Genomic DNA, 12,349 nt, shown 5'->3' with positions numbered 1-12,349 from the left:
GCGGTGAACCCAGAAACCGAAGACAGGACGGAAGAGGGCAGGCGCAGCATCTTGAGCGTGCGGGGCCTGACCGTGGGATTCGGCGGTCCGACCGTGCTCGAAAATCTCGATCTGGATGTGTATCGCGGTGAAATCCTCGGTTTCGTCGGCGGGTCGGGAACCGGCAAGTCGGTGCTGATGCGCACTGTCTTGAGGCTGAATGCGCGCCAGGCCGGTACGATTTCGATCTTCGGCAGGGATTTCGACAATCTCAGCTATGCCGACAGGCTGTCTGTCGATATGCGCGTCGGCGTGCTGTTTCAGCAGGGCGCGCTGTTTTCCGGCCTGACCGTGCTGGAAAACGTGCAGGTGCCGATGCGGGAATATCTCGATCTGCCGAAGGCGATGATGGACGACCTTGCCCGGCTCAAGATCGAGATGGTGGGGTTGCGGCCGGAGGCAGCGGAGCGTTTTCCCGCGGAACTGTCGGGCGGCATGATCAAACGCGCGGCGCTGGCGCGCGCCCTGGCGCTTGATCCGGACCTGGTGTTCCTCGACGAGCCGACATCGGGTCTTGACCCGATTGGCGCGGCCGAGTTCGATGAGCTGATCGCGCGGTTGCGTGACACGCTCGGCCTTACGGTCTATATGGTGACCCATGACCTCGATAGCCTGCACGCCGTATGTGACAGGATCGCGGTGCTTGGCAAGAAGAAGGTGCTGGTCGAGGGGACGCTCGACAAGATGCTCGCCTTCGACGACCCTTGGGTCCAGAGCTATTTCAGGGGCAAGCGGTCCCGCGCTATTTTCGAAAACGCCGCAAACGGCCAACAGCAGTGACGGACAGGCATGGAAACCAAAGCTAACTATACCATTGTCGGTTTTTTCGTTCTGCTGGTTCTGGCATCAGCAGCCGGCTTCGTGTTCTGGCTTCAGGAATACGGGCGTCAGGGACCGATTGCGGAACTGATCGTGCGTATTCCCGGCTCGGCCAACGGCCTCAGCGTCGGCTCGGCCGTTCGCTTCAACGGTATCCAGGTCGGCTCGATCAAGCGTCTGGAGATCGACCCGGAAGACCCGCGGTTTACGATTGCACGCACCGAGGTCAAGGCCGATACGCCCGTGCATGACAGCACAACCGCCAAACTGGAGCTGCAGGGGCTGACCGGAACGGGCTATATCGAACTGGCCGCAAATGGCCAGACGGGGCCGAATATCCTCGAAGAAGCGGTCAAGAACGATGAACCCGCCCAGTTGACGGCGGACAAGTCCAGCCTGTCCAATCTGCTGACGACGGCCGACCGGATCATGAAGCGGATCGATTCGACCGCAAGTGACGTGCAGAAGCTGGTCGAGGACGTGTCGCCGACCCTGACCAAGACGGTCGGCAATGTCGAAACCTTTACCGAAGCGCTGGCCGACAATTCCGACGAAATCGGCAATTTCCTCGAGACCGTCGGCAAGTTGTCGAAATCCGTCGACAGCCTGTCGGGCCGGCTCGAGACGACGGTTGCCTCGCTCGACAAGGTGATCAATGCGATTGACCCCGACGAGGTGTCGACGATCATTGGCAATGCCAGCACGATTACCACCAATGTCGCGAAGGCCTCGGACGATCTTGACGACGTGATCGCCCAGTTCTCCGAAGCGGTCGACAGCTACAGCAAGTTCGGCAATCAGGCGCACGACATGTTCAAGAAGGTCGATGTGATCGTCTCGTCGATCGACCCGGACAAGGTCGGCTCCTCCGTCGATGACCTTTCTGTCGTCATGGCAGACGCCAAGGATGCCGTCGCCTCGATCCGGAATGTTGCCGACAGCATCAACGCCAAGACCGAGAATATCGATACGGCGATCGACAATGTCAGCGAATTGTCGGTCAAGCTCAACGAGGCCTCGACACGGGTCAACGAGGTTCTCGTGAAGGTCGATACCCTTCTCGGGTCCGACGATGTCGATTCGCTCTCCGATCAGGCCCGCAAGACCCTGACGGCGGTGCAGGAAGCGGCCGAAACGCTGAACGCCAGCATTGGTCCGATCACGGCCAATCTCGAGAACTTCTCCGGTTCGGGGCTGCGTGATGTCCGGGGGCTGGTATCTGACACCCGCAGAACCGTCGACAACCTCAACCGCACGATCAATTCGATCAGCAATGATCCGCAGCAGTTCATTTTCGGTTCGGACAATATGAAGACCTATGACGGCCGCAACCGGTATTGATGTTTGTGGGGCAGAGTGATCTCGGATGGGGGAAATCACGGACATGACAAAAGCGCGTGCCGCCGGGAAAAGTCGCCAAAGAGGTCTTTGCAATTGTGGCCTTTTTGCCTTACTTCATTGAATTGAATGGATTAGCAGGTCCCAGGAAGGACGGTATGATGTTTTTTGCCGCAGCACAGAGAGCCGGTCGCCTGGCCGGGCCGCTTGTCGGGCTGGGTCTCGTTGTGGCAAGTCTTGGTGGCTGCGCGCTCAGACCGCCGAGCGATACCTTCGACCTGACGGCCAAGGCGGCAACCGAGGTGACGACCACGCGCGCCCGCACCGCGCGGCTGCAGCTTCTTGTGCCCACGCCGTCGGCCATTCAGGTGCTCGACAATCGCGGTATCGTCGTCAGGCTCTCGGGCTCCGAACTCAGGTATCTGGCCGGCGCCCAGTGGAGCGATCTGCTGCCGGCTGTGGTTCAGGCGCGTCTGGTTGCCGGTCTTGAAAATACCGGCCTGTTCGGCGGTGTCGGCATGCCCGGCCAGGGCCTTGCCATCGATTATCAGGTTATCGTGGAAATTCGCGAATTCGCGATTGATGCCGCCGGTCCCGGAACGGCCGACGTGGTGCTGTCGGTCAAGCTTCTCGACGACCGCACCGGTGTCGTCAGGGCGCAGCGGCTGTTTTCCAGCAGCGTCGGCGTCAACGCCTCGGCCTCCAGCGGCGTTCTCGTCGCCGCGCTCGACAATGCCTTTGCCGAGGTTCAGGCCCAGATCGTCGAATGGATTGCCGGCACGCTTTGATATCGGCGCCGGAAGAGGTCCCGTAGCCTTCAAAAGTGCATCGTTGTCCGCTGGCAGCGGCTAACCTGTTGGATGGAAACCGGTCTGGCCAACTATCTTTCATTCCCCCTCACTATTTCAGCATCTCCGCATCGGCACAGAGGACGCGCTGGTTGCCGCTCGCCTTTTGATCTGGCGATATGCTCAACTTCTGTTGCGCAGCAGTTCAGCTCGTTTCTGCAGCCTGCAGATCAAACCGGACAGCGGCTGAAAACCAAACGGGCGTCCCTCTGACAAACCTTGTTGCAGACACGCAGAGCTGACCCACCCCATGCCCGTCACCCCGGACCTGATCCGGGGTCCAGGGCCGTGGAACTCGTTGCATGCAAAGGGGCAGTCTTGATCGTCATCGCATTTGGCCCTGGATAGCGGCTCAAGGCCGGTATGACGGAAATGCCTGTGGAAACTTCATCAACAAAAAAGGGCGGCCCGCTGGAGGTCGCCCCTTTCCATATCCGTATATGCGTTGCCGAATGCGCCTATTTCAGCCGTCCGGCGGCGTGGGCAAGCATGGTGTAGACCTTGCCGGTATCGGACGTCAGATAGGACTGGATGGCCGTCCGGTCGCGGTTCTTGCGCATGACGTCGGAGAGCAGCTTCTCGAAATCGGCGACATAGCGGTCGACAGCGGTCTTGAACTCGCGATCGCCCTCATACTTTGCCTTGATCTCGTCGAAGGTGCGCTGCCCCTTCAGCGTGTAGAGCCGGCGGGTGAAGACATCACGCTCCCCCTGCTGGTAACGCCGCCACAGCTCGACCGAGGCATCGTGGTCGATTGCCCGGGCAATATCGACGGAAAGCGAATTCAGCGAATCGACGACCTGATTGGGCTTGCGCTCGCTGGCGGTCGCCTGTGCGGTCCAGCCGCCGGTTTTCTGGCTGTCGCGCTGCTGACCGGCTTCCTCGCGTGCTGCGGCTCTCAGAAGATCGCTGATCCAGCCTTCGCCACCTGGAGCATTGCTTGCGGCGGTCCGGGTCACGGCCTGCTGCTGGGGTTCGCGGGCAGGCTGTCTGGCGGCCGACGCCGCTGACAGGCTGGCGGCCGCGGGGCCGCTGAGCGAACCGGCAGGCGGGCTGGTGAACGGGCGCTGCGCCGGTTCTTCCTGCTTTTTCGGAGCAGGGCGCGGGGCCTCGGGGGCGGAAATCTGCGACTTCGATGCCGAGATCATGGTCGAGATATCCTGCAGGGCGCGGATCTGGTCTTCCACCGCCTTGCGCATGGCCTGTGCGCTTTCGCGTGCCTCTTCCGGCATGTCGTGAATGCCGCGTTTGACCGCTTCACGCGTATTGTCGAGCTCGGCCCGGATTTCGGTGGAGATCCGCTCGATATCCTGCGTGGCGCCGGAAAACCGTTTGGCGGCATCTTCCACCGAACCGCGCAGGGTTTCGGCAACGCGCTGGGACATGCTTTCGGCATCCTGGCCCGTCTTTTCCATGGAAGCGGCAACCGCAGCGCCGACGGCCTGGAGGCTCTTTTCGATTTCCTGCGAGCGGTCTGCCAGACCGCTTGAGAGAAGGCCAAGGGCCTCCTGTCGTTCGGTAAGCGTGTTGGCGAGGTTCGACTGCGCAGCCTCGATCAGGTTCGATGCGCGGTCGAGAACGCCGGCATGGCTTTCGATCTGGGAGACCAGACCGCGAACGGTTTCCAGCGCACCGGCGGCACTGCCGTCAAGCGCATCGACCTTGCTGCCGAGCAGGTTGCTCGAATTTTCAAGCGATGCGGCCGAACGTTCGGCGGTTTCGCTGATGCGGGCCGCTGTCGTGCCGAGCTGCTCGTCGGCAGACGAGAGACGGGCGGCGGCCTGGTCGACGATGCCGGCCAGCATCTGGTGGCTTTGGCTGAGGTGTCCGACGAGCGTTTCGACATTGCCGGCAAGCGCATTGCCGTCCTGCCGCAGCTGCTCGCTGCTTTCCTCGGAGGCCTTGCGGATGCGTTCGGCGGCCACACGGCCGGTTTCGTCATAGCTTTCGATCAGCGGCCGTGCCTTTTCCTCGATCAGGCTGCTGAGTTCGCTGGTATGGCCGGCGAGCATCGAATTCATGTCCCGGGCCCGTTCGTCAAGCGCGCTGCCGACCGCATCGCTGCGTGCGGCCAGAACACGATCGACGGTTCCCAGCGTTTCCTCCAGCGCCTTCATCTGGGCGCCGAGGCTGTCGCGCAGGGACTGTGCCCGTTCCGTCATCGACTGTTCGGATTCGCCAAGACGCTCGGACAGCATGCTGGCCGTGCCGGCTATGCCGCTGTTGAGGCGCTCGCCACGTTCGGCCAGCAGCTGTTCGGCATCGCTCATGGTCCGGCGGATGGTCTCGACCTGGTTGTCGATCCGGGCGCTGGTCGCCGACAGGACCTCGGAAATGCGCGTGCTGTTTTCCGATGCGTGCTCGCTGACGACGGCTGCCTGATTGGCCAGTTCGGCCTGCATCTGGCGGGCGCGGTCGAAGATTTCGTGGGCAGAGCTTTCCATGCCCTGACGCGCATTGGCAACGGCGCCGGAAACCTGCTCGGTGAAGTTCTGTCCGGCCTGTTCCAGCTTGATACGGGCGTCTTCGGCGTTGCGATCCATATCTGCGGATGTTTCGGAGACCGTGTCGCGGATCCGTCCGGCAAGCTCGGCCGTGCGGCGGTCCATGGTGTCGCTGATATTGACGAGACCCTGATCCAGCGCGCCCTCAAGGCTCGAGAACCGGTTTTCGATGTGCTCCTGACCCTTGCCGAGGGTTTCGGCAATGGCATTGCGGCGGGCGTCAAGGGTTTCGCCCAGCCGGTTGGAGGCTGCGTCGCTTGCCGTTTCGATCAGGCGGGCCTTTTCGTCGAGCATGCCGCCAAGGCGTTCATCAATCTGCGTGCCGGCCAGCATGAAGGCGTTTTCATGCGTCAGCAGGGTTTCATGGAGGCTGGTGGTGACCGATTCGCCCGCCTGCTCGATGCGTCTGGAATTCTCGCTCAGCGTTTCGTTGATCCGGCTGTGCATTGCCTCCGACGAAGCGGCAAGTTTCTCCGATGCTTCGTGTGCGGTGCGTTCGAAGCCCGCATTCTGGTCCGCAAAGGTGGATTCCAATCGTGCCCGTGTGCTCTCGCCGGTCTCCGCCAGCCGTTCGATATGGTGCGACAGCGAGGAGGTGAGGCGGCTTTCGACGGCGCCGCCGGTGTTCTCGATGGCCGCAGCGTGATCGTTGAGCGCCTTGTCCAGGCGGTGACCGGCCTGATCGACAAGTCCCTCGATCCGGAAGGCGCCGGTTTCCACGGTCTGGCTGTGCTTGTCGAGGCTTTCACCAAGCACGCCGAAGGAGGTCTCGACGCGATCGGTCATCGTCTCGGCCGATTGCGTGATCAGACCGGCGGCAGCTGAAACCTTTTCGGCAATCGCGCCGGCGGAACTGCGCAGCCGGCCTTCAAGCGCCATGCCGGCCTTGTCGATGGTTTCGCGCAGGGCGGTTTCACGGCCCTCCAGCGACATTTCCAGCAGGCTGGACGATGCGGCCAGCGTCGCCGAAATGCTGGTGGTTTCATCGGAAAGGGTTTCGGAAATGCTGGCGCTTGCCTGTTTCAGCGCATTTTCAAGCTGGCCCGTGCCTTCGCGCAGGCTGTCGTCGAGACGGATCTGGCCATCTTCATAGGCGCTGCGGATGCCGGCTTCGCGGTCGGCAAAGGTCTGGGCGATCCGGCCATCAATTTCGCCAATCCGGCTTTCGAATGCGCCGGTCTGCTCGATAATCGTCTCCTGCAGTCGCGCGGCGGCCTGTTCGTAGGAACCGGAAAGACGGTTCTGCCCGTCAAGGAGCGCTTCGGAAAGGCGTGTCGAAGAGGAATCGATCGTCTGGCCGAGGCTTTCCTCGCTGGTCGCCAGTGTGGTCGCCAGCATGATGGCATGGTCGTTCAGGCGCTCGTCGAGACGTTCGGCGGCGCTGTTGAAGGAGGCATCGACGCGCTGGCCGGCGCCATCGAGTGTCGCGGCAAAACGTTCATGACCCTGTTCGACGGTGTTGCCGAGGCGCTGTTCGTGCTGGTCGAAGGTCTGCTCGAACGCGGAGCGCGCCGATGACAGCGTATCCGAAAGCCGCTCGGTTTTCTCGGTAAGCTGCGCTTCGAGGCGTGTGCTTGCACCCGAAAGGGCAGAGGTGATGCCTTCTTCCGTCTCGCCAAGCCGCGAGGTGAAGTGTCCCAGCTGCTGGTCGATGTGGCCGGTTGCCTCGGAGAGCGCATCGTCGAGCCGGCTCTGGCCGTTCTTCAGCGCCTCTTCCAGTTTTGCCGAACGCGCGTCGATCGTTTGTCCGAAGGTGTCCTCAGCGACCGAAAGCGTGGTGGCGAGCATCATCGTCTGCTCGTTCATCTGTTCGCCAAGCCGTTCGGAGGCCGCCGAAATCGCGGCGCTGATGCCGTTTTCACCGTCACCGACCTGCGCATTGAAGCGCTGAAGCTGGGCGTCAAGCCGTTCGGATGCACCCGAGAGCGAACCGTCGAGGCGGTCATGGCCGGTCTTGAGCGTTTCTTCCAGCCTGGCGGAATGCGCGTCGAGGGTCTGTCCGAACGTGTCCTCGCTGATCGACAGCGTGGCGGTCAGCGCGGCCGCATGGTCGTTCATGCGTTCCTGCAGGCGTTCAGACGCACTGTCGAGCAGGGTGGCAATGCCGTTTTCGCCGCTGCCCACGCGTTCGTTGAACGTGCCGAGCTGCACATCCAGACGGCTCGACGCATCGCTCAGCGTGCCGCTGAGGCGCTCGGTGCCTTCGCGCATGTGGTTTTCGATCTGCGATGCATGGCTTTCCAGCGACATCGCGAAGGATTCCTCGCTGGCCGAAAGCGTCGTGGTCAGCATGATCGCCTGATCATTCATGCGCTCGTTCAGCCGCTCGCCGGATTCCGTCAGCGCGGCGGTGATGTTGGCCTCGCCGTCGGCGATCTGCTGGTTGAAGCGCGTGAGCTTTTCGTCCAGTCGTCCGGCTGCATCGGAGAAGACCTTTTCGAGACCGGCATGTTCTGCCCCGATCGTATCGCCGATTTCCTGCGCGTGCGTCTTGAGGGTGTCGCCGAGCATGTCCGTCCCGGCCGAAAGCGTTGTCGCCAGCGCCAGGGTATGGTCGTTCATCCGGTCCTGGATGCGTTCGGACGCATGCGAAAGCATGGTGCCGATGCTTGCCTCGCCTTCGGAGAAGGTCTGGTTGAAACGGTTGAGCGTGTTGTCGATCCGGCCTTCCATCGCCCCGCTGCTTTCTTCAAAGGCGCTGGTGAAGGTATCGAGCTTGCTGTCGAGTTCGGTTCCAAGGCGGGCAATGGTGGCATCGAGGCGCTGATCGACATACTGGCCGCGCTCCTCGACCTGCCGGGCGATTTCCGCGTCGGTTTCGCTGATCTGCTGGTTGAAACGGGCCTGGCTTTCGCTGAGCGTGGCCGAAAGGCCGCCGACCACCCGTTCCAGCGCTGCGTTCATCGCCGTTTCGCTGTTTTCGGCAACTTCGCGCAGGGTTTCGGTGCGCTTGTCGAGGATTTCCTCAAGCTCGCTGCCGTGCTTGGTCAGGGCGGAAGTCAGCTGCTCGGTCTCGTCGTTGAGTGCGGTGGCGCTGGTGTGGAAATCGTCGATCAGCGTGCGGCCGCGTTCATCGAATTTCTGCGACAGATCGTTGAAACGCTTGTCGAACAGGTCGGAAAGCTGGCCATAGCTCTGGTCGAACGCGGTTGTGAGCGTGTTGGAACGGTCTTCCAGAAGCTCCCCGATCGTCGATACCGCCCGGGCGGTGTTTTCGTCGATCATGGCTGCGCGGGTTTCCAGCATTTCGGCAACGCCGTCACCGGCCGTCGTCACCTTGCGCGTGAGTTCGTCCATGACCGTGCCGATTTCGCCCTTGAGCTGGTCGTTGGTTCCCAGGATCGAGGTTCTCAGACGCGCGGCGTGATTGACCACGGCTTCGCGTTCGGCCGTCAGTTCCTGCACCAGATTGCGGATACGCATTTCATTGTCGGCGTAGCTGCGTTCCAGCGCGTTGACTTCGGAATGGACGAGATTTTCAAGCTCGGAAGCGCGGGCGATGGTGCGCTCGATGCCCTCGTTCATGGCATAGACTTCGCGGCGCACGGCCTGGCTGACATTGCGGACCTGCTGGGCGGCATTTTCGTCCGGATCGGAAAGGCGCAGTGCCACTTCCGCCATCGAGCGGGCGGCATTCTGCATGTCGCGAGCGCGCGCCAGCATGATGTTGAAGGCGTAGAATACGAAGATCGGCGCAACAGTGAGGGCGGCGGCAAGGCCGATGCCGTCGATATTCAGAATGTCGGCAAAGGAGGAGGCATTGAAGATGCGGCTGCCGAAGGCGACCAGCGTGCCGGTGACGCCGAGCGCCAGCCAGCCGGCCGACATGATGGTGGAGTTGCGCAGGGCCTTGACGGTCGAACGGCGCTCGAAGGCGCGCAGCACGCGCTGTGTCGACAGCATGCCCGGATCATTGGCAGGCCGGAAGGCGGGCGATTTCGGGCGCGGGGCGCTGGCACGGTCTTCCTGGGGGCGGGTAGTCTTTTCGTCCGCGCGCGCGGTCGTGGTGTCCTTGCGCGCCGTCCCGGCGTCCGTGCCGGTTTCCGCCGCACCGGAAGACAGTGCATCTTCAAGCGCGTGAAGTGCCTGATCGTCGAGCGAAGAGCCGCCAGATTGTTTCGCCATGGATACGCCTCGTGACACATGGGCCGTCTTCTGCACCGCGCCGTTCGCTGAGGCGCATAGATGACCCGAAACTTCCAAACCGGAAAACGTCACGGCCCTTGCAGGGCACGCAATCATATCTCCGGCACACAGGTTCGAAACAGCCGCCAAATGCCTTGCCATCAAAGCCTTCCGCGTCCGGGAAAGGCAGTAAAAGACAGGCAAATGTCTTCTATTTCAAGGGATTACCCCCGTTTTCAATCGCACATTCGCTATAGCCGCACAACATTATCCCGCCTTCCAGATTGCGCCGAAAATGGGATCGACGCGCAAATGGCATTGTCGGGAGCCGCAAAAAGCGATCAAATTCCGTCATTTAGCAAATATTAACCATAATGCGCCTTTTCTGAGGCTTTCCACAATGATCGGGATCTTTCAGCCGGTATTTTTGCCGTGCCCGCTGCAGGGCGGAAGGGCCGCGGGCGGCATATGTTGACTGTGCCTGCGTTATGGAGGAAGAACCGTTGAAGCTCGCCGCCGTCCGGCATTTGATACACAGGTTCACGACATGCTCAAACTGACATTCATCGGCAATGATGACACCGTTTATAACCTTGAGGTGGAAGACGGGTCCACTGTCATGGAAAATGCCGTGCGCAACGGCGTTCCCGGAATTGTTGCCGAATGCGGCGGCGCATGTGCCTGTGCAACCTGTCATGTCTATGTCGATGAAGCCTGGATCGAAAAGGTCGGCGAACCCGAGCCGATGGAAGAAGACATGCTCGATTTCGCCATCGATCCCCGTGCCAATTCGCGGCTGTCCTGTCAGATCAACATGTGCGCCGAATTCGACGGACTGACGGTGCGCGTGCCGGACGAACAGGGCTGACGGACAGACTACTGGCCCTGCAGGCAAGCGGCAGGCAGATCACGAAAAGGGGAAAGCCGCCGATGACGTCAGCCACAAAATGCTGTTTCAGGCAGCGCGTGCTTGACTGCGCGCACGGACGGACACTCACGCTCGGTCCTGCCGGGGTGTTGATGGCGATCATCAATGTGACGCCGGATTCCTTTTCGGATGGCGGACAGTTCGCCGATACCGCCGCCGTCGTCGATTACGCCGACGCAGCCATTGCCGCCGGGGCCGGCATTCTCGATATCGGCGGTGAATCGACGCGTCCCGGCGCATCGCCGGTTTCGCCCGAGGCGGAGCAGGAGAGGGTGCTGCCGGTGATTGCGGCGCTGGCCGAAAAGACCGACGTGCTTCTTTCCGTCGACACCTATCGCGCCGAAACCGCGCGCCTTGCCGTTAACGCCGGCGCCCACATCATCAATGACGTCACCGGCGGGACGGGCGAACCGGACATTCTGAACGTCGCCGCCGAAACGGGCGCTGGCTATTGCCTCATGCACACCAGCCGCGGCCGCGACACGCTTGCCGATCCGGTGGCCGATCAACTGCTCTTTCTGGAAGAAGCGCTCGGTGCGGCGCGTGCCGCCGGTGTCAAGCAAACACAGCTGGCGATCGATCCCGGTTTCGGCTTCGGCAAGGGCGTGGATGACAACCTCGCCATCATGGCGCATATGGATGCGCTTCAGGTGTTCGATCTGCCGATTCTGGTCGGTACATCGCGTAAACGCTTTGTCGGCGCGGTTGGCGGCGGCGAGGACAATCTGACCCGCGATTTCGCAACAGCGGCGACCACCACGCTGACGCGCCTTGCCGGCGGCGCGATCTTCCGCGTTCACAATGTCGGTGCCAGCCGCGCGGCACTTGCATTCGCTGATGCCATGATCGCGCGGCGCTACGGAGATCTGTCATGAGCGGCCGCTATACCATTACACTGAAGAACTGCGCCTTCTTCTCCACCCATGGCGTGATGGAGGAGGAAGAGCGGCTCGGCCAGCGCTTCTATATCGACATCACCATGCATATCGACGACGAGGCGGCTCTGCTGCATGACGATTTTTCCGATGCCGTCGATTACGGCGAGGTGTACCGGCTGATCAGCGACGTGGTGACCGGACGCCGCTTCAAGCTGATCGAGGCGCTGGCGCACGCCATCGCCGTTTCGGTTTCGCGGCATTACGATGCGATCGGGCGGATCGAGGTGGCCGTGCGCAAGCCTTCGGCCCCGGTGCCCGGCCTGCTCGACCATGCCGAGGCGAGGGTGGATTACAATGTCCGCTGAGCAGGTGAGGGCAGCACTCGGCCTTGGCGGCAATCTGGGAGAGCCGGCAGAGGCCATGGCGCGGGCGCTGGCCATGCTCGACGCGGACCCTCAGACACAGGTCGTGGCGGTTTCAAGGCTCTATCGCACGCCGCCCTGGGGCCCTGTTGCCCAGCCGCCATTCGTCAATTGCTGTGCCCTGATCGAAACGGAGCGGCCGGCGGAAGACCTGATGCGGTTTTGCCTTGATATCGAAAAGCGCCTGAAACGGGTTCGCGACCAGCGCTGGGGCCCGCGCCTCATCGATATCGATATTCTCACCTTTGGAAATCTGACGCAGGAAAGTGCGCTTCTCACCGTTCCGCATCCGCGCATGAGCGAACGCGGCTTTGTGCTCGTGCCGCTGTCGGAGATCGCGCCGGATCTGGTCGTTGGCGGGCGCAAGGTTTCCGACCGGCTGAACGACGTGGATACCGCAGATATCAGCCCCGCAAGCGATGACGGTTCGTGGTGGAAAAGCTGAAAC

At 61.9% G+C, this 12,349-nt stretch carries 8 protein-coding genes; 7 read left to right on the top strand and 1 reads right to left on the bottom strand.

Translation table 11 applies throughout. The features are described from left to right. Window positions 1-3: 3 nt before the first annotated feature. The 3 genes from ACHZCU_RS20790 (at window position 4) to ACHZCU_RS20780 (ending at window position 2,984) form a co-directional block, all read left to right on the top strand. Window positions 4-819: an ABC transporter ATP-binding protein gene (locus ACHZCU_RS20790; RefSeq protein ID WP_181190708.1), complete on the top strand. Its 816-nt coding sequence runs from the start codon at window positions 4-6 to the stop codon at window positions 817-819. Between the two features lie 9 nt (window positions 820-828). Further along, window positions 829-2,199, top strand: coding sequence for an MlaD family protein (locus ACHZCU_RS20785; RefSeq protein ID WP_106304728.1), 1,371 nt, complete (start codon window positions 829-831; stop codon window positions 2,197-2,199). 155 nt (window positions 2,200-2,354) lie between these two features. Further along, window positions 2,355-2,984 carry an ABC-type transport auxiliary lipoprotein family protein gene (locus tag ACHZCU_RS20780; protein ID WP_319520377.1) on the top strand — a complete coding sequence of 210 codons (630 nt, stop codon included), beginning with the start codon at window positions 2,355-2,357 and terminating at the stop codon, window positions 2,982-2,984. Window positions 2,985-3,502: 518 nt separating this feature from the next. On the opposite strand, the gene ACHZCU_RS20775 is transcribed toward ACHZCU_RS20780, so the two are convergent. Then, on the bottom strand, window positions 3,503-9,673 hold the full coding sequence (locus ACHZCU_RS20775; protein ID WP_319520376.1) for a hypothetical protein: 6,171 nt from the start codon (window positions 9,671-9,673) through the stop codon (window positions 3,503-3,505). A 547-nt stretch (window positions 9,674-10,220) separates the two neighbouring features. Between ACHZCU_RS20775 and ACHZCU_RS20770 the strand changes: the two genes are divergently transcribed. The 4 genes from ACHZCU_RS20770 to folK all read left to right on the top strand — a co-directional run bounded on the left by ACHZCU_RS20770 (window position 10,221) and on the right by folK (window position 12,346). Then, window positions 10,221-10,541: a 2Fe-2S iron-sulfur cluster-binding protein gene (locus tag ACHZCU_RS20770; RefSeq protein WP_106304722.1), complete on the top strand. Its 321-nt coding sequence runs from the start codon at window positions 10,221-10,223 to the stop codon at window positions 10,539-10,541. Between the two features lie 62 nt (window positions 10,542-10,603). After that, a complete protein-coding gene (gene folP, locus ACHZCU_RS20765) occupies window positions 10,604-11,476 on the top strand; it encodes a dihydropteroate synthase (RefSeq protein ID WP_319520375.1) in 873 nt (290 codons plus the stop codon). Then, window positions 11,473-11,844: a dihydroneopterin aldolase gene (gene folB, locus ACHZCU_RS20760; protein WP_106304717.1), complete on the top strand. Its 372-nt coding sequence runs from the start codon at window positions 11,473-11,475 to the stop codon at window positions 11,842-11,844. The genes folP and folB overlap by 4 nt, the downstream gene beginning before the upstream one ends. Beyond that, entirely contained in the window at window positions 11,834-12,346 is a 513-nt protein-coding gene (gene folK / locus ACHZCU_RS20755) for a 2-amino-4-hydroxy-6-hydroxymethyldihydropteridine diphosphokinase (RefSeq protein WP_319520374.1), read from the top strand. Before folB ends, folK begins: the two co-directional genes overlap by 11 nt. The last annotated feature ends 3 nt before the right edge of the window (window positions 12,347-12,349 follow it).

The organism is uncultured Martelella sp., assembly GCF_963677965.2.
Taxonomy (GTDB): Bacteria; Pseudomonadota; Alphaproteobacteria; order Rhizobiales; family Rhizobiaceae; genus Martelella; species Martelella mangrovi.
Note: the sequence above shows the minus strand (reverse complement) of the source record. Positions and strands in the feature narration are given on the sequence as shown.